This window comes from Streptomyces iconiensis, assembly GCF_028657195.3.
Lineage (GTDB): Bacteria > Actinomycetota > Actinomycetes > Streptomycetales > Streptomycetaceae > Streptomyces > Streptomyces iconiensis.
The window spans coordinates 1-19,795 of sequence record NZ_JANCPR020000039.1; the positions used below are offsets into that span (position 1 = coordinate 1).

Consider the following 19,795-nt stretch of genomic DNA (forward strand, 5'->3'; position numbering starts at 1 on the left):
CCTCTGGACTCCCCCGCCCGTATCGGGACCAGCCCTTGAATTTAAGGCGAGGGGCAGCACATTCGAGCCCGTCCTGGGGGGCACCTCCCATTCGGAGGTTGGGGGAGGGAAGGGGTGGGGGCATTATCGGGTCAGCGAACACAAAGAGAGGTGACATGAGAAAAGGTGCACGTAATGTGCTGGTTGCTGTGGCCGCCGGGGCGGTGGTGGTGGGGACGTTGGGTGCGGGGCCTGCCGTGGGGGAGACGGTGGGGGTGAAGGTGGGGTATGCCGATGTGTTGGATCAGCAGGGGACTCCTGTGACCGCTCATCCGGGAGGGAAGGAGGAAAAGGACAACAATCCGGTCAATGTCTTCGCCGACAAGGGCGCATGGCATGCGTATGCGCTTCCGGAGGAGAAGGACGAAAAGACATGGGGCGGTTTTAGTGGGCCGCTGTACATCGCGCAGGAATATCCGTGGTGGCTGAGCGATACGTTCAGCAAGTTGCGGTTGACGGAGGACGGGGAGTCCTTGGATCTGGGGGGTGGGGGTAAGCCGGAATTCACGGGGTTGCCGGGCAGGTTGCGGCAGACGTATCGGCTTGAGGGGGGACTGCGGCTGACGATGGAACTGCGGTATGCGACGAACAGAACGGCGTTGGTGCGGGCCCGTATCGAGAACACGGGGGACGAGAGCCGTCGGCTGGGGGCGTCGTGGAGTGGGAAGCTGCTGCGGCCGGAGAAGAAGCCGATGCGGGATGCCCCGGAATTGCGCGGTACCGGGCGGGGCGTGGGGGTGGACTTCGCGAAGGTGCGGGAGACGTGGGACTACCTCACGGACGGGACCGAGCGCTTCGAGGTGCGGCACGGGGAGCCCGTTCGTACGGCGGTGGACGGGGACGCGTACCGCACGGAGCTGAAGCGGGCGGTGCGGGTGCGGCCGGGGCGGAGTGCGGAGCTGGACTGGACGGAGTCGTATACGTTCACGGCCGCCGAGCGGCGCAGGGAGGTGGCGCGGGCCGAGTCGGCGCTTGCGGCGCCCCGTGTGGTGGCCGAGGCGGGGGACGTGCGCTGGCGTGGGTATGTGCGAAGGGCGACGGAGGGTGTGCCCGCCGACCGGCGGCGGCTGGCGGTCAAGTCCGTTCAGACGCTGGTCACCAACTGGCGTAGTGCGGCGGGGAAGTTGAAGCATGACGGGGTGACCCCGTCCATCTCGTACAAGTGGTTCACGGGCGGCTTCTGGGCCTGGGACACGTGGAAGCACGCCGTCGGCACCGCGCGGTTCGCACCCGGGCTGGCCAAGGACCAGATCAGGTCGATGTTCGATCACCAGATCACCAAGGGTGACAAGCGGCGCCCGCAGGACGCCGGTATGGTCCCGGACGCGGTCTTCTACAACGACGCCTCCCGTGACGGCGGCAACTGGAACGAGCGCAACTCCAAGCCGCCGCTCGCCGCCTGGGCGGTCTGGGAGGTGTACCGCGCGACCGGCGACCGTTCCTTCCTGCGCGAGATGTATCCGAAGCTCGCCGCCTACCAGGCGTGGTGGTACCGCAACCGTGATCACGACCGGGACGGGCTCGCCGAGTACGGGGCCACCATCGACCCGGCCAACGACAGCGAGGAGGAGGCCAGGCTCGCCGCCGCGTGGGAGAGCGGTATGGACAACGCGCCGCGCTTCGACGCGAAGCTGGGCACCAAGGCGCTGGAGAACCGGGACGGTGCGGGAAAGCCCGTCGGGTTCTCGATCAATCAGGAATCCGTTGATCTCAACGCTTATCTGGCTGCTGACCAGAGGTATCTGGGACGGATCGCCTCGCGGCTGGGGCGGGAAGGTGCCGCGCGTGAGTGGCGCGCGCGTGCGGGGTGGGTGAACCGGGCCGTGCGGGAGTCCATGTACGACCCCGGCACCGGGTGGTTCTACGACACCTCGCTCGACGGTGACCGGCTCACCGCGCGGGGGCGCGGGATCGAGGGTGCGGTGCCGCTCTGGTCGGGTACGGCGACGCGGGACCAGGCGCGGCGGGTGCGCTCCGGGCTGCTGGACTCGGAGCACTTCGGCACGCCCGTACCGTTCCCGACCGTGGCGCGCAGCTCGCCCTACTTCGCCGCGAGCACGTACTGGCGTGGGCCCGTCTGGATCGACCAGGCGTACTTCGCCGCCGAGGGGCTGCGGCGGTACGGCTACGGGCGAGACGCGCGGGCCCTCACCTCGCGGCTGGTGGAGGGCACTCATATGGGCGACTCCCGGCCCCTGCACGAGAATTACAACCCGCTGACCGGGGCCTCGCTCAACGCCCCGAACTTCTCCTGGACGGCGGCGCTGCTGCTTCCGCTGCTGTGATCTCCGCTCCTCCCCGGGTGCCGTTTCCGGTGCCTGGGGAGGGGGCCTCTGTTCCGTAAAACGAACGGTCCCGGTGGTCGGCAAAGTGAACACGCGCGTCCTGCCGCCGGCCCGCGCGGTAGGTGAGGAAGAGCACGGAGCGCACCGTGTCGGCGAGCGCGGTGTAGGAGTGGGGGAGCGCCGCGTCGAAGGCGATGTAGTCGCCGGGTGCCAGCTCGACTTCCGTGCCGTCCACGCGCACGGCGAGGCGGCCCGTCTGGACGGCGGTGTGCTCGCGGCCCGCGTGCCCCAGGGACTCCTGGCGGGAGCCGGCGCGCACCCGCTGGTCGTAGATCTCGAAGGTGGCGCCGCCTCCCTCGACCGTGTGCAGGGGGCGCAGGTCGACGCCAGTGCCGCTGATCACCTCGGCCTCGGCGGCGCGTACGACGGTCAGTTCCTCGGTGTGCTGCCGCTCCAGCATGTCGGACAGGGGTAGTTCGAGGGCCCGGGAGAGGCTGAAGACCGTCTCGATGGTGGGGTTGCCCGTGCCCGCCTCCAGTTGGGACAGGGTCGCCTTGCTGATGTGGGAGAGCCGGGCCAGCTCCGAGAGCGACAGTCCCTTCCGGCTCCGCGCGCGCTTCACGTTGGCGGCCAGCATCTCCCTGACCGGGCCGTCGTGGGGACTCACACCGACTCCTTCACCACCTGATTCCGTTCGGTATACCGTACCCCCTTGTGCGGGTGGCGTGTTCGCGCGCACGAACGTGGCCCCCGGGTGGTCCGGGGGCCACGAGTGGTCAGGCCGTCATCGGCGCGCGGTCTTCTTCGCGCAGGCACCGGCGGCGCAGGCGTCGAGCCAGGCGTTCCAGTCGGCGTCGTAGCGTGTGCCGATGGTCTCGGTCAGATGCCGCCTGGCACCGGCCCAGTCGCCGGTCCGGTAGGCGGCCAGCACGGTGGCCGTGTCGTCCGGGTGCCTCTCCAGCATGTACCGGACGGCGAGGTAGCCCCAGCGGTAGACGCGGGTGGTGTCACCGTTCTCGTAGGTGGTGTCGAACAGTTCGCTCAGCCGGTAGGTCTTCTTGCCGGCCTCCGCGATCGCCTCGTCGTAGCGCAGACCGCGGTACGAGTAGGAGATGTACTCCGCGAAGCCCTCGATCCACCAGATGGTCGGGGTGGAGACCCCGGCCCCGAAGTCGCCGTACATGTTGAAGCGGCCGTCGAGGTAGTGGGTGTACTCGTGGTTGAGGTTCCAGATCTGGAAGTCGGGACGGGTCCACTCGGCCTCGTAGGCGATGAAGCGCGGCAGGTTGCCCTCGGCCGAGGGGTCGCCCTCCAGGTACATGCCTCCGTTGTTGGTGTCGATGCCGTAGATGACGCCCGCGTACGTCTGGTAGTCGGCGCTGGAGTCGAAGACGACGACCTCGATCCTGGTGTTCTTGTCGTCCTTGACGGGGCCCCGGTCCCTGGCGACCTCGTGGAAGTAGGCGTCCTGCCCGTTGAGGCTGGCGCAGGCGGTGGAGAAGTCGCCCCCCGCCATGTCCTGGGCGATCACGGAGATGCTGCCGCTGCACGCCTGCCGGTCGGCGAGTACGGCGTCGCGCAGGCGCTGCTGGAGGTCGCAGACCCCGTAGTACGCGCAGTTGTCCTTGTCGTACGCGTCCGCCATCTCCGCCACGCCGACCCACAACTGGGCCGTCCTGCCGGTCATCCGGCTCAGCCCGAGCAGGTCCTTCATCAGGGGCCGCAGCCGCTGCTTGAGGCCCGCGTGCTGGACGAACCTGCTCATCTCGCGGCCCGCGTTGGAGACCAGGTAGGACTGTTCGCCGCCGAGCATGGCGAGGTGGTCGGAGGCGAAGGTGTGCAGGGTGTCCAGCACGCGGGGGTCGTACTCGATCGCGCGGACGAACTCGGGCAGTTGGTGCCCGCGCCACAGCACGGTGTAGACGTTGTTGACCGCGTTGAGCATCCACCACTTGTCGTTGTACGAGGAGTCGTAGCCCTCCAGCATCCGCTGGACGACGCTCACGTAGCGCGCGTTCTCCTCGGCGCTGTCGATCAGGGTGACCGCCTCGGCGAGCGTCTCGCCGTTGGCGTCGGTGACGTCATGGGAGCGCCCGGAGGCGAAGAACGCGTCCAGCCCGCGCTGGATCGCCGCCTTCAGCTTGGGTCCGTACTCGCCGACATCCGGCTTGTTGTACCAGTGCACGTAGTAACCGGCGCGCAGGTAGAGCACGATCTGCGGCATACCCGTGCTGCCGTCGCCCGGGTAGACGGCGGAGCCGTCGCGGAGCGCGTTGGCGACGGTGACCATCTGCTCCTGGCGGAACGCGCCGCGTGCGTCGGCGCCCGTCAGGCCGAAGAGGGTGTTGACGCAGTCGGTCGTGGACGACGTGATCTGCTTGACGAGCGCGGCGCCCGTCCTACTGGTGAAGTCACCGGGCGAACACGCGGCGCCGCGTGCGGACTTGGTGGCCGTCTTCATCGACGGCCGCTGGTGCGAGGGGCGTATGTTCCGCTCGCCGTGCTCCCGCTTCAGCGCGTCCTTGGAAGCGGAGAGAGGTGCCCGTTCGCGCACCTTCAGTGGGGTGCCGCGTACGTGCTCGGCCGCTGCGGCCGGGTCGGCCGGGGCCGGGCCCGGTGCCGAGCGGGGCGCGGTACCGGCCGAGGTGCGCGCTTCGCCCGCCGCGGCCTGCGCCGGGGGCCCGGAGAGCGGGCCGCCGACGGTGAGGCCCAGGGACAGGGCGACGGCACCGGCGCACACGGCTCTGGTCAGACGGCGTAACGAGCTTCTTCGATCGTTCCGGCTCATCGGGGATCTCCTGTGGGGTGTGGATCCTGAACTCGCCACGGGGCCTGACCGCGTCTGCATTGACGTGAACACGCCCTGTGTGATGTGGCAGTACAATTTCACACATCACATGACTCGGGAAGACTCCGTAACGCCCCGGGTTCCAGGCGATGTTGAAGAAGACCGCCGTAGGATCTACACGATCACCCGCTCGCCCCTGCCCTCCGAGGAGCCGCGTGCCCATACCCGCAGACCGTTCGCTGAAGCTGCCCGCCGTACCGGAGCGGCTCAGCATCCGCGACCACGTCGCGCACGCGCTGCGCGCCGCACTGATCGCGGGCGAGCTGCGCCCCGGCGCCGTCTATTCGGCCCCTCAACTCGCCGCCCAGTTCGGCGTCTCCGCCACCCCCGTACGCGAGGCCATGCTCGACCTCACCCGCGAGGGCATGGTCGAGCCGGTACGCAACAAGGGCTTCCGTGTCACCGAGCTGACCGCGCGCGACCTGGCGGAGTACGTGGCCATACGGGAGCTGATAGAGGTGCCCACCGTCGGCGAGGTCGCCAGGACGGGCGACCCCGCGCTGCTGGAGGAACTGCGCCCCGTGGCCCACGAGATCGTGGAGGCCGCACGCGCCGTCGACCTCGTCGGCTTCCTGGAGGCCGACCGCCGCTTCCACCTCGCCCTGCTCGACCTCGCTGGCAACCGCCGCCTGGTGGAGGTCGTCGGCGAACTGCGCGGCCACTCACGCCTCTACGGCCTCGCGGGGCTCGCCGCGAGCGGGCAGCTCATGGAGTCGGCCGAGGAGCACGAAACGCTCCTCGACCTCGTACTCGCCCGCGACCCCGAGGCCGCCGAACACCGCATGCGCACCCACCTGCGCCGCCTCAGCTCCCAGTGGAAACCCCCGCACGCCGAGCGCTGACCGGGGCGCCGCCTCACCCTCTGCGGACCCGCTACGGCCAACCCGGCCCGGGGGCCCGTACGTTCGGGGCCGCTCGCGCCTCCGGGCAATTCCCTGGCGCCCGTGGGTGACGCGGGGCGCCGCAGGTCCTGCGGCGCCGCGAAGGTGCTGTGGTGGTCAGGACACGAACTCTCCGCGTGGCCTTCCCGAACCCGCGTGGGGCACGGGGCTCACCACCGAAGGGGCCGGTGGTGCGGGGGCCGCGAGGCGGGGGTCGACGGCGATGTGGGTGATCCCGAGCGGCTCGGCGAGCGCGCGCAGCGCGCGGTGCGAGAGCCGGACCGAATCGTGCGCGGGCCCGAGGGTGGCGGCCAGCCGCTGTGCGCTGGTGAACCCGACGGCCGTACGGGCGCCGAGCGGTGTGCGGTACATCAGCGCGACACTTCCTGCGGGTCCCGTGCGTACGGGGACGAACAGCGGCCTGGCGGTGGCCCGTTCTTCGGGCTCCGAATCCTCTGACATGGGGGTCTCTCCTCGATCCTCGATGTTTCCCGGAGTCCTCGCGGTGACGCACGTCTTCGGGCCTCACCGGGGCCTCCACCAGGACGACGTTACGCCCCTCACGTCCCGCCGCGATCGGCACCGACACCATGCGGACGGCCACGCGCCGGCTCTGACGCGCCATTGGCGCGTGGCCGCCGCGTGGCCGCCCGGGTGTGGCCGCCGTCCGCAGGAGTCGGGCGGTCAGCGGCCCTGGAGGGCCTTGACGTTGTCGCCGAAGGTCCAGTTCCTGGACCCGTCCCAGTTCAGGGACCAGGTCATCAGGCCCTTGAGCTTGCCGCCGTAGTGGTTCCACGCCTGGGAGACGAGGCCGGTCGACATGTAGCCGCCGCCCGCGCCAGGTTGGGCGGGAAGGCCGGGTACCTGCTTGTCGAAGGGCACGCGGATGGTGGTGCCCTGGATGACGAGCCCCTTGTCCAGGCAGTCCGTCTGCGCGGTGAAGCCCTGGACGGTGCCGGCCGAGTAGGAGTCGCCCGAGCAGCCGTACATGCTGCCGTTGTAGTACTGCATGTTCAGCCACCACAGGCGGCCGTTGTCCGCGTACTTCTTGACGATGGGCAGGTACGCGCCCCAGATCGAGCCGTAGACCACGCTGCCGCCTGTCACATAGGCGGTCTCAGGGGCCATCGTCAGGCCGAAGTTGGCGGGCATCTGCGCGAGGACACCGTCGATGATGTGGATCAGGTTGGCCTGCGAGGCCGAGAGCTGGTTGATGTTGCCGCTGCCGACGAGCCCCGTCTCGATGTCGATGTCGATCCCGTCGAAGTTGTACTTCTTGAGCAGGGGAACGATCGTCGCGATGAACCGGTCGGCCACGGCACGCGAGCTGAGGTCGATGCCCGCCGCCGCGCCGCCGATGGACATCAGGATCGTGGCGCCGTCCGCCTTGGCCTGGCACATCTCGGCCGGGGTGGCCACCTTGACGGTGGAGTCCATCCCGTCCTCCCACAGGACGGTGCCGTCCGAACGGATGACGGGGAAGGCCGCGTTGAGCACGTTGTAGCCGTGCGCTCGGATGCGGCTGTCGGTGACCGGGGTCCAGCCGAAGGGCGGGTGGACGCCGTTGGCGGCGCCGTCCCAGTTCTCCCAGTACCCCTGAAGCACCTTGCCCGAGGGCTTCGACTTGACGGCGCAGGTGTCCTCGGCCGTCTTACGGAGGCCCGGATCCGCCTTACCGGCCACGGGAGCGGCCGACGTGTGCGCTGCCGCTTCCCGCGTCCCAGCGGCGTGCGCGCTCTTCTCCGCCTGCTGCGCCGCGGGTGCCGCGGCGCTCGGCACGACGGCGGTCATCACCTGCGCCACGCACGCCACCGCCAGCCCCGCACCCAGCAGTCGTGCTCTCCGACCGATCATTCTTGGCTCCTTCGCCGCTGAGGGCCGTCATGAGCAACCGAACCGATCGAGCAACCGCACCGTAGGGTGGTCCAGACCTACCGTCAATAGGTCTGGACCAAATGTGCACCGCCGTAAGGGAATTGGGCCGTCCGCTCCTCAAGTCGGGGAGGAGCGGGCCGGATTGGCCGGCGTCGGCTTCACCTCGCCCGAATCGGTGAGCGCGTCGGTCAACTCGTCGGGTACCCGTTCTCTACGACGCCCGCGGGCCCCGCACCCGCCGTAACCATCTGATCGCCGGAGCCCTCTTCCTGCTCGTCCTCGCGCTCGCCGTCCGGTAGGTGCTCAGCGCGATGGGGGGACAGGGGCCAACCTGCCGCTGTGACTCCCGCCACGCGGGAGTGCGCCGGCTCCCGCCCCGGGGGAGTGCGGGGCCCGGCCACGGGAGTACGGAGATCCCTGGGCGAGGGAGGGCAAGGAGATCCGTGTCCCGGGAGAGTACGGAGATCCCTGGACCGGGAGAGCGTGAGGCCCCGCCGCCTTGTCGTCTTCCCGCGGGTGTCGCATAAGCTCTCGCACATGGGGACGATTCGCTCGCGATATCGCTGCATACGGGAGGCGGGATGCTGACGGAGCGGCATTTGGAGATCTTCGTCGCGCTCGCGGAGGAGGAGCACTTCGGGGACGCCGCGCAGCGCGTCGGTATCACGCAGCCGCCGCTCTCGCAGGCGCTCCGGCGCCTGGAGACGCTGCTCGGTGTGCGGCTCTTCGACCGTGACAGGGGAGTCACCCTCACCGACGAGGGCACCCTGCTGCTGCCGCACGCGCGCCGCGCCCTGGCCGCGCTCACCGAACTCCGTGACACCGGAGCCCGCGAACAGGCCGACGGGCGCAGGCTGCGACTCGGGCTTGTGCCCGAGCTGCCGGCCAGGCTCGGGGCCGCGGTCGCCGCCGCGCCCGTACGCGCGGGGGAGCGGCGCAGGGTCAGCGTGACGACGGCGCCGACCACCACGCTCCTGTCCGAGGTCTCGGCCGGCCGCCTCGATGTGGCCGTTGTCCGGCATCCGGCCGTACTGCACGGCCTGGCGGCCGGACCCGTCGGGCTGTTCCCGACCAGTCTTCTCGCCCCGGCCGAGCGCTCCCGGCGGGACGCGAAGGCGCCGCTGCCGTACGCGGTGAGGCCGCGCGCCGAGGCCCCGGCCGCCTACGACCTGTTCGTCGACACGCTCGCGGGCCGGGGGCGCCGGGTGGAGACCGTTGCCGTGTCCGACGAGCGCGCCGGGCTCGCGCTGGTGGCCGCGGGACAGGCGGTGCTGGTCACCGCCGACGACAGCCTGGTGGCCGAAGGGGTCGAGCGGTACGAGGCGAAGGACCCGGTGCTGCCCCTGCGGCTGCGCGTCGTGTGGGATCCCCGGCGGCTGCACACGGCCGAGACGACGGACGCGGCGGAAGTCCTGGTCGACGCGCTCTCCCGGCAGGCAGCCGTATGAGCGCGCGTACCCGTGCGAGCAGCGTGGAACGGACCCTGCGTGAGATGTTCGCCGACGCGGGTGTCCGCGGCTGGCTGCACGTCGCGGACCTGCGGCAGCCCTCGGCACACATCGCCGTCGACCCGCAGGAGCCGGTTCCGATGGGCTCCGTCTACAAGGTCCCGCTGATGGTCGCCTTCTGCCGCCTCGCGGACGAGGGAGCGCTCGACCCGCTCCAGCGCCTCACCCTGGAGCCGCACGACCGGATTCCCGGGCCGACCGGCGTCTCCATGCTCCACGACAGCGTCACCATGTCCCTGCGCGACCTCGTCCTGCTCATGATGAGCATCTCCGACAACACCTCGGCCGACACCGTGCTGCGTGCCGTGGGCCCGGCCTTCGTCGACGAGGTCTGCCGCGACCTCCAGCTGACCGACACCGCCATCCATGGCGGAGCGGCCGGCACCTTCGCGCAGCTGGTCTCCGAGACGGGCGCCGGCTCGCTGGACGCCGCCATGGCGCGGCTGTCCGACAACGACACCGCTGCGCCGCCCGGCGTCTACGACCCCGTCTTCAAGGCGTCCACGACACCGGCCGACATGGCGCTGCTGCTGCGCGCCATCTGGACCGACACGGCGGCCTCGGCCGAGCGCTGTGCCTTCATGCGCGCCGCCATGCACCGCCAGCCCTGGACGCACCGGCTGGCCGCCGGATTCCCGTACGACGACGTGAAGGTCTACGGCAAGACGGGCAGCTTCGGTTCGATGCGGCACGAGGCGGGCGTCGTGGAGTTCCCCGACGGCAGTACGTACACCGCGGCGGTCTTCACCCAGGCGGCGCGCGCCGACCGCAGGCTTCCGCGCGCCGACGCGGTCATCGGGGCGGCGGCCCGTGTCGCCGTGGAGGAACTGCGGGGCAGCGAGGGGATCTGACCCGCCGGGCCCCGGGCCGCCGAGTCCTCGGGTCCCTGGGGCCGCCGGGTCCCCGGGTCGCCGGGTCCTGAGCCGCCCTTGAACCGCCGGGCCGCCGGCCGCCGCTGACCCGCTGGTGTGCTGGCCGGTGCTGTGGCCGGTGTGGTGGTCGGTGCTGTGTCCCGTGGGCTGCCCCGGCGTTCAGGAGTCGCGGGGCGCGGGACGGGTTCCGGGGCCCTTGCCGTCGTACTCGTGCGCGAGCAGTGTGTCCATGGTTGTGCGGAGGTGGCCGAGGAAGCCCTCGAAGCGCTGGAGCAGTTCGGGCGGGTACTGCGACATCTCCTCGGCCATGCGGGCGGCGTAGGGCCGGAAGAACTCCTCGGCGTGCGGCCTGACTTCGGGGCTGCTGCGCAGCGTCACGACCCTGCCGTCGGTGTGCTCCCGGGTACGGACGATGTGCCCGGCCGACTCCAGACGGTTCAGCAGGAGGGTCGTCGCGCCTGACGACAGCGAGACGCGCTCGCTCAGCCTGGCCGGGGAGAGGGGGGAGCCCTTGTCCTCGGCGTACAGGATCTCGACCAGGGCCGCCGCGTCCGTCGAGTGCAGCCCCAGCCAGGTCGCGAAGCGCTGGGTGAACTCCGTGTAGTTGGCGCCGAACGCGCGCAGCCCCTCCATGAGGCGGTCGCGCTGGGCCTCCACGTCGCCGTACTCGGGTTTCTCCATCGCCATGCCGCTCACTTCCCGCTCCGCGCGCCCGGGGTCCCGGCGCTCGGTTGACAACCTACCCCGGCCAAACTACCTTCGCCGCAAAGTTAACTACCTTTGTGGCAAAGGTATTTCTGGAGTGGAGTCGCCGTGGACGGCACAGCTCAACCCCCCACCGCACGCCAGTGGTTCGGCCTCGTCGCCGTCGCCCTGGGGGTGGCACTGATCGTGGTGGACCTCACGCTCGTCAATGTGATCCTGGCCCCGATCATCGACGACCTCTCGATCACCTCGGCCGAGGCCCAGTGGGTCCAGGAGTCGTACGCGATCGTCTTCGCCGCGCTGCTCCTGGTCACCGGCCGGCTGTGCGATCTGTACGGCGCCCGCAGGATCTTCCTCGCCGGTCTCGCCGTGTTCGGCGTGACCAGCCTGGCCGCGGCGGTGGCGCCCAACGGGGAGCTGCTGATCCTGGCGCGGTTCCTCCAGGGCGTCGGTGGGGCACTGATCCTGCCGACCTCGCTGGCCCTGGTGAACGCCACGTTCACGGGCAAGGCCAGGGGGCAGGCGTTCGCCGTCTGGGGCTCGACCATCGGCGCCGCTGCCGCCGTCGGCCCGCTGCTGGGCGGCTGGCTCGCGGACTTCTCCTGGCGCTGGGCCTTCGGCGTCAACATCCCGCTCGTCGCCCTGATCACGGCGGGCGTCCTGCTCCATCTGCCGGCCTCTCCCCGCACGCGGGGAAGCATCGACGTGCTCGGCGGGCTCCTGTCGGCCGCCGGGCTCGGGCTTGTGGCGTTCGGGCTCATCGAGGGACGGAGCCACGGGTGGCTGATCACCACCGAACCGCTGTCCCTGGGCGGTCTCTCCTGGAGCGGCGGCCCCTCTCCCGTTCTCGTCGCGCTCGTCCTCGCCGCTGCGGCCCTGTGCGCGTTCTGGCGGCGCCAGGCCGCGCTGCGCCGCCGTGGCGGGGAGCCGCTGATGGACGTACGGCTGTTCTCGCTTCCCTCCTTCCGCAACGGCAACGTCGTGACCCTGTGCGTCGGACTCGGCGAGTTCGGCATCATCGCCGTACTGCCGCTGTGGCTGCAATTCGCCCTGGACTACAGCGCGTTCGAGGCGGGGCTCGCACTGGTCGCGCTCGCCGTCGGCAGCTTCTTCGCGAGCGGCGCGAGCTTCTCGATGGCCGCCTCGGTGCCCGCGCTGACACAGGTGCGCATCGGCCTGGTCCTGGAGGCGGCCGGACTCGTCATGCTGGGGCTCATCGCCGGTACGGACAGCGCGTGGTGGCTGATCGCGCTCGCGCTGTTCCTCTACGGCGTCGGCGTCGGATTCGCCACAGCGCATGTCACCAACATCGTCCTCGCTGATGTACCGGAAGGGAGCGCCGGGCAGGGCTCCGGCATCCAGAGCGCGGCGCGTGAACTGGGCTCCGCGCTCGGTATCGCCCTCCTCACCACGCTGTTCTTCACCACGCTCACCGCTGGGCTGCGTGAGCGTCTCGCCGAAGCGGGGGTCCCCGGAGGGGAAGCGGAACGTCTCGGTGGGGTGGTGACGGAGAGCGCGGGGTCCGTGATTCCCGCGCTCTCCTCCGAGCCGCGGACTGCGGCTTACGCGGATGCGGCGCGTGAGGCCATGAGTACGGGTATCGAAGTCTCCAGCTATGTGTGTGCGGGGCTCCTCGCGCTGGCGCTCGGAGCCACGTTGTTCATCCGGCCGGGGGGCCGGCCGCGGGTGGCTCCTGCCGAAGTGGGTGAGGAGCCTGCTCCTCGTTGACCTGCTCCTCGTCGACTCGGTGTCCTGCTCCTCGTCGAAGTTACGTTCGGCTAGTTCGTGGACAGTTGTGGTTCCGTTCTCGTTTCCACGGCGGGGTCCTCGGGGCTCTGGTCCAGCTCCAGGACGACGATCTCGTTGGGCCCCGTGCGCAGCAGTGGCCACGGCAGGTAGAGCGTTACTTGTGGGCCCCTGGACCAGTAGCGGCCCAGATTGAAGCCGTTGACCCACACGTAGCCCTTCGTCCAGCCGGGCAGGGCCACGAACGCGTCCCGTGGTTCGTCCGCGTACAGCGTCCCGCGGTGGAACGAAGGGCCCGCCGCCGAGGTCTCGCGGCCCCAGGGGAGGGAGCCGATGTCCTCCGAGGTGAGGGGGACGGGGTCGGTCTCCCAGCCGAAGAGGTACTGGCGCTCGTGCAGTACGCCGTCGACGATGCCCTTGCGTTCCCCCACGAGCGGGCCGTAGTTGACGCGGCCCATCGACTCCACGACGAGCGTGAGGCCGGCGCCGCCGCTCGGCACGCTCAACGGGGTGGCGGTGCGGCCGTCGCGTTCCAGTACGTCGACCGGTTCGCCGTCGACCAGGACGTGAGCGCGATCGTGCAGGCCCTTGACGCGCAGCGGTTCCGCTTCGGAGCGCGGCCCCGGGACGCGGGTACGGTGTACGGCGAGGCCGTGCGCCTGGCCCAGGTCTTCGAAGGTCGGTGGAACGGCGCTGTGGACGGTTCCCCGCGACAGCACGTCCAGGCAGTCCAGCAGGGCCAGTCGGTCGTTGAGTTCGATGCGGGGCTCCCGGAGGCGGGGCTCCCGGAGGCGTGTTTCCGGGTGTTGTGGTTCCCGGAGTTGTGTTTCCTGAGCGGGTGCTGCGGCTGCCGTTGGGGCCGGGGGCAGTTGCGTGTAGCGCGCCAGTACCTCGCGGTACGCCCAGTACTTGGGCGTCAGGGCGCCGCTCTCGGAGATCGGTGCGTCGTAGTCGTAGGAGGTGACGGTGGGTTCGTACGCGCCGTCGGCGTGGTCGCCGCCGGCGTTCGCTCCCGCCGTGAAGCCGAAGTTGGTGCCGCCGCATGCCATGTACAGGTTGACCGAGCCGCCCAGGTCCAGGATCTCGGCGAGGGTGGCCGCCGCGTCGGCGGCGTCCCGGGTGGTGTGCTGGTCGCCGTAGTGGTCGAACCAGCCGTTCCAGAACTCCATGCAGAACGGCTCGGCGCCTTCGCCTTCACCTTTGCCTTTGCCTTCACCTATGCCTTCGCCTTCGCCTGGGCGGTGGCGGGCCAGTGCTGCGAACTGTTCCGCCGCTCGGCGGCCGAAGTTGGCCGTTGCCCGTACGCCGGGCAGTGTGCCGGCTGTCAGCATCAGGTCGCTGGTGCCGTCCGAGGTGAAGAGGGGGACCTCGATGCCCCGGTCGCGCAGGCCGTCGGCCAGGTGGCGGAGGTAGGGCTGGTCGTTGCCGTACGAGCCGTACTCGTTCTCCACCTGGACCATGGAGACGTTGCCGCCGCGGGTCACCTGGTGCCGGGCGATCAGCGGGATCAGCTCGTCGAAGAAGCGGTCCACCGGGTTCAGGAAGCGGGGGTCGTGGCAGCGCAGGGGGCCCGGGAGCCAGCTGGGTAGGCCGCCGTTGTCCCATTCGGCGCAGATGTAGGGGCCTGGTCGCACGATGACCTTCAGGTCGGCTGCTGCGGCGTCCCGCAGGAAGCGTTCCAGGTCGGCTCGGCCGGTGAAGTCGAACTCGCCGGGGGTGGGTTCGTGGAGGTTCCACGGGACGTACGTCTCGACCGTGTCGAGGCCCATGCTGCGCAGTTTGGTGAGTCTGTCGGGCCATTGGGCGGGGAGTGTGCGGAAGTAGTGCATGCCGCCGCTGAGGGTGCGGGTTGTGGGTGTGGGCACGTGCTGCTCTTCTCTTTGTGGGTGCTTTGTGTTCGATCATGGGGCACGTTGAACCCCTGGTGGGTGGGTGCGTGCCACTTGTGTGGCCTTCTGTTCCTGATGGGGCTTCGCCCCTTGCCCCGTTGGCCTCGCCGGCCGGGCGTTGGGGGGCGCTGCCCCCCAACAGCCCCCCGCTAGAGGGGGGTCCCCCCAGACTCCGTCCGGGGGGACCCCCACCCTCTAGGACTCCCCCCGCCCGTATCGGGTCTTGTCCTGGAGTAATCGGGGTCTCTGGTGGCTGGTTCGGGGTGGCTGGGGGGCGTTGGGGGGACCCTGACATCTGTCAGGGTCGATATAGGATGCCCGCGGTTGAAGGGGAAGGCTGAGCATGGACACGGTCATCGTGCAACTGCCCGACCAGGAAGGGCGCTTCGGGAAGGTTGCCGGCGACATGCCGCGTCTGCTGCGCCTGGGCCCGGGGGAGACCGCCGACTTCGGGCGGGGCGAGGCCGGTAGTCCGGTCGAGGTGGCGTTGAACGATCCTGGGGTGTCCCGGCACGCCGGGCAGATCACAGCGGCCGAGGACTATTGGCGGCTGTCCAACTACAGCGGCCATGTCACCTACGTGGTGGAGAACATGGAGGGCGCCGGGGAGCACATCAAGGTGGCGCCCGGGCGGTTGGGGGCGCCGGTACCGTTTGAGTTCTCCCGCGTCGTCCTGCCCAGTACCGAAGGTGGGGCGCACTTCAAGGTGTTCGCGCCTGAACACAGCTATCTGGAGCGGGGGGCCGGTGAGCGGGGCGGGGAGCCGACGCAGAGCCCGTTCGCTCTCGATCAGACCGCGAAGTACTTTCTGGTGCTGCTCGCCCTGTGCGAGCCGCGGCTGCGGGATCCGTCCAGTGGTGCTGTCCCCGGCGTTGCCGAGGTGCTGGAGCGGTTGCGTGGTGTCGAGGGGTGTCAGGATCTGACCCGTTCGGCGGTGAACTACCACATCGACTACCTGGCCGCCGTCAAGCTGCGGCTGCGTGACGACGCCGTCGACCGGCCGGCGGGCACCAGTGGGAAACGCGCCGAACTCGCGGCGCTGGCCCTGCGTTTCGACCTCGTGCGCGAGGAGCACCTGGCTCTGCTGCGTCCCTGCCGTGCGCGGGTGGTGAGCGGCGGCGATGCCTGAACCCTCGGTTTCCGGAAGCGAGTTGCCCGTCGGGTACCGGCTGGGTGAGTGGCGGGTGACCGGACGGATCGGGGCCGGAAGCTGGGGTGTGGTCCACTCGGCCGAGAGCGTGGACACGGGTATTCAGGCGGCCGTGAAGCTGCTGCCTACCCACCGGCTCCCGCCCGGCCAGCGTGAGGCCATGGAGCGGCTCGTCGAGCGTGAGGTGCGGCTCAGCCTGGAGGCCGATCACCCCCATGTGGTGCGCACACGTGCGTCGTTGGTGATCCACGATGCGGACCGGCCCGAGCTGGAGGGTGCCACGGCCCTGGTCATGGACCGGGCCGAGCGCAGCCTCCAGGACGTGCTGGCGCAGCCCGGACAGGGGAGCGGCACGCCTGTGGCGGGGGCTGCCGAGGTGCTGGAGGGAGTGAGTGCGGGGCTCGCCCATATCCATGCCCGTGGGTGGGTGCACGGTGACCTCAAACCGGCCAATGTGCTGCTCGCGCCCGACGGAGGGGTCTGGCTCGCCGACTTCGGGCTGACCGTCGAGTTGGAGGGCACCCACGCGTACGTTCCCGCGCTGGGCTCGCTCGACCATGTGCCGCCCGAGTGGTGGTCGGACCGGGAGGGCGGCCACAGCGTGGTGCGTGCGACGGCCGACATCTGGGCGTTCGGGGTGCTGGCACACCAGGCGCTGACCGGTGGCCTGCACCCGTTTCCCGGCGGTACGGCGCGGGCCCGTGCACTGGCGGCCCAGGCGTACGCACGGGGCAGCGCGGGGCTCCGCCTCGACAACGGTGTGCCCGAGTGCTGGCGCGCGCTGATCTCCGACTGCCTGAAACCGGACCACGCCTCCCGCGCGGTGCTCGAAGCCGGCACGTTGAAGGAACGCGTCGCCGCCGCGTGCCGTGGGGCGGACGCACCGGCCCCGTCGGCCGGTGCGGGGACGCGGGACGTACCGGGGGCCGGCGTGCCGGTGGGGCCTGAACCCGTGGGGGGTCGGCGGGCGTCCCGGCGTCGCCGTCTCGCGGTGCTCGCCGCGGCCATCGGCGTACCGCTCCTGGGGGCTGGGGCCGCCACCGGCGCGCTGCTCGCCAACGACGGCTCGGGCGACGACGGCAAGTCGCCGTCCGCCTCGCCCAGTGCGCCGCCCGGCACCATCCCCGCCGACTCCGACGTGCCCCGCGAGCTGCGGCCCGTCATCACCCGTGCCGCGCGCATGTGCGCCGACAAGGAGGTGACTCCGGCGCTGCTCGCCGCGATGCTCAAGGCGGAGAGCGGGTTCGACGCCAAGGCGGCCCGGCCCCGGGAGGACGAGTACGGCATCGCCATGTGGACGCCGTCCGTCTTCAAGGGGTGGGCCGTGGACGGTGACAAGGACGGGGACAAGGACTACATGTCACCGCCGGACGCGATCACCACCATGTCGTCCTATGTGTGCTGGCTCGACCAGGAGTTCAAGAAGGAGGGCCTGCGCGAGAACCTGCCCGCGCTCATGGCCGCCGGATACCGCACCAGCTCCCGTACGGTCATCGACACCCGCGGCGTTCCCGCGCGCACCCGCGACCATGTCAACCGCGTGGAGCGTTATCTGAAGGACTACACGCGATGACACCGGCTTCCCCCGGGGTGTGAAGCGGCTCCTCGCACGAGGGGCGGACGGTGACCGGCCCGTAGCCGGTGTTCCGTCCGCCCCCCATGCCCCCCGTGCAACCCACTGGACTGTCCCCGTCCGGCCGTCCCCCGGTTCGGCCGGACGGGGCGGTGGTCAGGCCCAGTGGGTCGGGCCCGGTTCCCCGTATACCCGGTCCCCTTGACACCAGAGCCTAGGAACGGCGGGGTCGGGACGGAACCTGACGGATGTCAGGAGGAGCGAGGCCGCGGGTGCGCGCCCCGCCGTCAGCTTCGGGAAGTGGCCGGGCGGCGTGCGGCGGCGGGCTGGTGGGCGAGCAGCGCCTCGGCCATTCCGTGCTCGTTGGGGAAGTCCATCGGCACGATGCCCAGACCGCGCCACCCGCTGCCGTCCGAGGACAGCAACCGCTTGACGCGCGGGTTGAGCCGGTCGGCGTTGGAACGGGGCGGAAGGAGCGCAGCCGTGCTGACGTAGTTCACGAACAGCTTCCCCGGCTGCCCGACCGCCTTGCGGAAGTGGTCCTCTATCAGGCCGAACTTGCTCAGCGGCTCCGTCATGTACGAGTCCTGGATGTCGAACAGGCCGGGGTCCCCGTACCGGACGCCGGGCAGCCCGTCGGAGTCGCCCAGCAGCACCACCCTTCCGCGCGCGCGGCCCAGGTCCGGGAGCTTCGGGTCGAGTTGGAAGAGCGTGCGCCAGCCGCGGTTCAGGTACTCCTCGAAGACCCGCAGGAAAGCGTCGGAACTCTCCTGCGAGTACTCCTGCTTCACTCGCATCAGCACGGTCTCCGACGGATGCGCGGCCAGGAAGTCGCGGCAGGCGCGCAGTACGTCGTCGAAGTTGAGGTGCTGGTAGACCGCGCCGTGGTGGATGCTGAACGCGCCGTCGAAGAGCCGGCAGCGGATGTCGAGGAACCGGATGCCCGAGGCCAACTGGGCGGCGATACCGGTGTTCTGGCACTCGGTCCACGGGCCGCCATGGCGTGCCCCGGAGTCGTGCGTGCCCGGGATCGTGAGCGTACGCAGGTCCGTGCCGTCGGGTATCCCCGCCATCCAGGAAGCGGGGCCGGCCGCCTCGGCCGGCGCGGCTTCGGCGGGGCCGGCCGCCGTGGTGGTCAGCACGGTGGCGGCGGAGAGGGCGGAGAGACCGGTGAGGAAGGAGCGACGTGTGAGCGGCATGAGGGGAATCGAAGCACACGCGGCCCAACTCGCCTACGGGGCATGTCCCGTTCGCCCTACGGGCCGGGTTCTGCGCGCTACGGCCCGGCAGTGCCTCCCGGCGAGCCCGGCCCCGTCGCCGGGGCTTCCCTCGCGGCGCACTGCTGGAACCCGCGAGCGGAGTCCGCAGGTCGCGGGGTGTGCACGTGTACGCCGGTGGGCGCGGGGGCACCCGGCGGGCAGCTCGGTCCGGTGGCCTCAGCGGGCCCTCTTCGGTGACTGAGCAGCGGCAGCAACTGTCCGAGGAGGTCGGTCATGGCTGGTGAGCACGGTATGCGGCATCGCTCCGACAGGGACTCCGGCAGGGAGGAGACGGCGCTGGAGGAGACCCTGCGGGAGTTCGAGGAAGCGGAGACCGAGGACGACGCCGCCGAGCCCCGGCGCAAGCGCCAGTGGAGCGGTGAGGCGGGCGACGCCCTCAGCCCGAACCGTGGCCGTCAGGAGGACGCCGGCGGGGAGTGAGCCGCACGTCACCGGAGCGGTAACTCGTCGTGGTCGCCGCAGCGGTCCGTCGGCGAGCCGCCGCGCGTTGCGGCGCCGACGGGGTCGCGTTTCAGCCAGGGAGCGGAGGCAACCCGACGGGCGGCGCCGGGAGTACGGCCCCAGGAGGCGTTCCGGCGCATGCCACAGGCTCTCGATCGGTAGGAGTGATCGGTATGACCATCGCGCGCGAGATCATGACCGGCGGCGCGCAGTGCGTCCGCAGCGATGAGACAGCGGGCGACGCGGCGCGGCTGATGAAGGAGACGGGAGTCGGAGCGCTGCCCATCTGCGGGCCCGACAACAAGATCAAGGGCGTGGTGACCGACCGCGATCTCGTCGTCAAGGTTCTCGGCGCGGGCAGGGACCCCGCCGAGTTCCCCGCAGGGAGCCTCAACCAGGCCGAAGCGGTCACCATCGGCGCCGACGACACCGCGGAAGAGGTGCTGGAGACCATGTCGCAGCACCAGGTCAGGCGGCTGCCCGTGATCGACGGCGACCAGCTCGTCGGCATGGTCGCCGTCGCGGACGTCGCCCGCACGCTTCCCCACCCCGATACGGGACAGCTCGTCGAATCACTCTCGGCGGACTGAGCCCCCGCCGGCGGTCCCCGCCCGGGCGAAGGCCCCGTCGGCTCCTCAGCTCTCGCGCACGCCCCCGCCGCACGGGCGGGGCGCGGCGCCGGGGCGGGGCCGGGGCGGAAATC

Annotated in this window: 16 protein-coding genes; 9 read left to right on the forward strand and 7 right to left on the reverse strand. The window is 70.7% G+C overall.

The window, feature by feature from the left end:
- Nucleotides 1–299: 299 nt before the first annotated feature.
- The gene (locus tag NMN56_RS31105) at nt 300–2,324 is read left to right on the forward strand and encodes an MGH1-like glycoside hydrolase domain-containing protein (protein ID WP_280842578.1); all 2,025 of its coding nucleotides are present in this window, start codon (nt 300–302) and stop codon (nt 2,322–2,324) included.
- Here the strand turns inward: NMN56_RS31105 and NMN56_RS31110 are convergent.
- Together NMN56_RS31110 and NMN56_RS31115 are read right to left on the reverse strand one after the other, a co-directional pair.
- On the reverse strand, nt 2,272–2,991 hold the full coding sequence (locus NMN56_RS31110) for a helix-turn-helix domain-containing protein (RefSeq protein WP_274038699.1): 720 nt from the start codon (nt 2,989–2,991) through the stop codon (nt 2,272–2,274). The genes NMN56_RS31105 and NMN56_RS31110 overlap by 53 nt on opposite strands.
- Before the next feature lie 117 nt (nt 2,992–3,108).
- Nucleotides 3,109–5,112, reverse strand: a complete 2,004-nt coding sequence (locus tag NMN56_RS31115) for a collagenase (protein ID WP_274038700.1) — start codon at nt 5,110–5,112, stop codon at nt 3,109–3,111.
- Between the two features lie 221 nt (nt 5,113–5,333).
- On the opposite strand from NMN56_RS31115, the gene NMN56_RS31120 reads away from it, so the two are divergent.
- Entirely contained in the window at nt 5,334–6,014 is a 681-nt protein-coding gene (locus NMN56_RS31120) for a GntR family transcriptional regulator (RefSeq protein ID WP_274039339.1), read from the forward strand.
- A gap of 156 nt (nt 6,015–6,170) precedes the next feature.
- Here the strand turns inward: NMN56_RS31120 and NMN56_RS31125 are convergent, their stop codons facing one another.
- The gene (locus NMN56_RS31125) at nt 6,171–6,515 is read right to left on the reverse strand and encodes an SAV_915 family protein (RefSeq protein WP_274038701.1); all 345 of its coding nucleotides are present in this window, start codon (nt 6,513–6,515) and stop codon (nt 6,171–6,173) included.
- A 222-nt stretch (nt 6,516–6,737) separates the two neighbouring features.
- A complete protein-coding gene (locus tag NMN56_RS31130; RefSeq protein WP_430542755.1) occupies nt 6,738–7,904 on the reverse strand; it encodes a chitinase in 1,167 nt (388 codons plus the stop codon).
- 605 nt (nt 7,905–8,509) lie between these two features.
- On the opposite strand from NMN56_RS31130, the gene NMN56_RS31135 reads away from it, so the two are divergent.
- Together NMN56_RS31135 and NMN56_RS31140 are read left to right on the forward strand one after the other, a co-directional pair.
- Entirely contained in the window at nt 8,510–9,376 is an 867-nt protein-coding gene (locus NMN56_RS31135) for a LysR family transcriptional regulator (RefSeq protein WP_274038703.1), read from the forward strand.
- Nucleotides 9,373–10,287 (forward strand): serine hydrolase, encoded by a 915-nt coding sequence (locus NMN56_RS31140; protein ID WP_274038704.1) that lies wholly within the window; start codon nt 9,373–9,375, stop codon nt 10,285–10,287. The genes NMN56_RS31135 and NMN56_RS31140 overlap by 4 nt, the downstream gene beginning before the upstream one ends.
- A gap of 180 nt (nt 10,288–10,467) precedes the next feature.
- Here NMN56_RS31140 and NMN56_RS31145 read toward each other — a convergent pair whose 3' ends face one another.
- Complete coding sequence (locus NMN56_RS31145) at nt 10,468–10,989, reverse strand: MarR family winged helix-turn-helix transcriptional regulator (RefSeq protein ID WP_430542756.1); 522 nt, start codon at nt 10,987–10,989, stop codon at nt 10,468–10,470.
- 132 nt (nt 10,990–11,121) lie between these two features.
- Between NMN56_RS31145 and NMN56_RS31150 the strand changes: the two genes are divergently transcribed.
- Nucleotides 11,122–12,741, forward strand: coding sequence for a DHA2 family efflux MFS transporter permease subunit (locus NMN56_RS31150; RefSeq protein ID WP_274038706.1), 1,620 nt, complete (start codon nt 11,122–11,124; stop codon nt 12,739–12,741).
- 50 nt (nt 12,742–12,791) lie between these two features.
- On the opposite strand, the gene NMN56_RS31155 is transcribed toward NMN56_RS31150, so the two are convergent.
- Nucleotides 12,792–14,624 (reverse strand): glycoside hydrolase family 35 protein, encoded by a 1,833-nt coding sequence (locus NMN56_RS31155; RefSeq protein ID WP_274038707.1) that lies wholly within the window; start codon nt 14,622–14,624, stop codon nt 12,792–12,794.
- Between the two features lie 367 nt (nt 14,625–14,991).
- On the opposite strand from NMN56_RS31155, the gene NMN56_RS31160 reads away from it, so the two are divergent.
- Entirely contained in the window at nt 14,992–15,777 is a 786-nt protein-coding gene (locus tag NMN56_RS31160; protein WP_274038708.1) for a serine/threonine protein kinase, read from the forward strand.
- Nucleotides 15,770–17,371 (forward strand): serine/threonine-protein kinase, encoded by a 1,602-nt coding sequence (locus NMN56_RS31165; RefSeq protein ID WP_274038709.1) that lies wholly within the window; start codon nt 15,770–15,772, stop codon nt 17,369–17,371. The genes NMN56_RS31160 and NMN56_RS31165 overlap by 8 nt, the downstream gene beginning before the upstream one ends.
- Before the next feature lie 287 nt (nt 17,372–17,658).
- Here NMN56_RS31165 and NMN56_RS31170 read toward each other — a convergent pair whose 3' ends face one another.
- Nucleotides 17,659–18,570, reverse strand: a complete 912-nt coding sequence (locus NMN56_RS31170) for a phosphatidylinositol-specific phospholipase C (protein WP_274038710.1) — start codon at nt 18,568–18,570, stop codon at nt 17,659–17,661.
- A gap of 294 nt (nt 18,571–18,864) precedes the next feature.
- Between NMN56_RS31170 and NMN56_RS31175 the strand changes: the two genes are divergently transcribed.
- Both NMN56_RS31175 and NMN56_RS31180 read left to right on the forward strand, forming a co-directional pair.
- Nucleotides 18,865–19,071, forward strand: coding sequence for a hypothetical protein (locus tag NMN56_RS31175; RefSeq protein WP_274038711.1), 207 nt, complete (start codon nt 18,865–18,867; stop codon nt 19,069–19,071).
- A gap of 194 nt (nt 19,072–19,265) precedes the next feature.
- Nucleotides 19,266–19,682 (forward strand): CBS domain-containing protein, encoded by a 417-nt coding sequence (locus NMN56_RS31180; RefSeq protein ID WP_274038712.1) that lies wholly within the window; start codon nt 19,266–19,268, stop codon nt 19,680–19,682.
- Nucleotides 19,683–19,795: the final 113 nt, after the last annotated feature.

What these genes read in the sequence shown, in the direction of transcription:
- NMN56_RS31115 (WP_274038700.1), bottom strand. Translation starts at nt 5,112, where the DNA reads ATGAGCCGGAACGATCGAAGAAGCTCGTTACGCCGTCTGACCAGAGCC.
- NMN56_RS31125 (WP_274038701.1), bottom strand. Translation starts at nt 6,515, where the DNA reads ATGTCAGAGGATTCGGAGCCCGAAGAACGGGCCACCGCCAGGCCGCTG.
- NMN56_RS31135 (WP_274038703.1), top strand. Translation starts at nt 8,510, where the DNA reads ATGCTGACGGAGCGGCATTTGGAGATCTTCGTCGCGCTCGCGGAGGAG.
- NMN56_RS31140 (WP_274038704.1), top strand. Translation starts at nt 9,373, where the DNA reads ATGAGCGCGCGTACCCGTGCGAGCAGCGTGGAACGGACCCTGCGTGAG.
- NMN56_RS31145 (WP_430542756.1), bottom strand. Translation starts at nt 10,989, where the DNA reads ATGGAGAAACCCGAGTACGGCGACGTGGAGGCCCAGCGCGACCGCCTC.
- NMN56_RS31160 (WP_274038708.1), top strand. Translation starts at nt 14,992, where the DNA reads ATGGACACGGTCATCGTGCAACTGCCCGACCAGGAAGGGCGCTTCGGG.
- NMN56_RS31165 (WP_274038709.1), top strand. Translation starts at nt 15,770, where the DNA reads ATGCCTGAACCCTCGGTTTCCGGAAGCGAGTTGCCCGTCGGGTACCGG.
- NMN56_RS31170 (WP_274038710.1), bottom strand. Translation starts at nt 18,570, where the DNA reads ATGCCGCTCACACGTCGCTCCTTCCTCACCGGTCTCTCCGCCCTCTCC.
- NMN56_RS31175 (WP_274038711.1), top strand. Translation starts at nt 18,865, where the DNA reads ATGGCTGGTGAGCACGGTATGCGGCATCGCTCCGACAGGGACTCCGGC.
- NMN56_RS31180 (WP_274038712.1), top strand. Translation starts at nt 19,266, where the DNA reads ATGACCATCGCGCGCGAGATCATGACCGGCGGCGCGCAGTGCGTCCGC.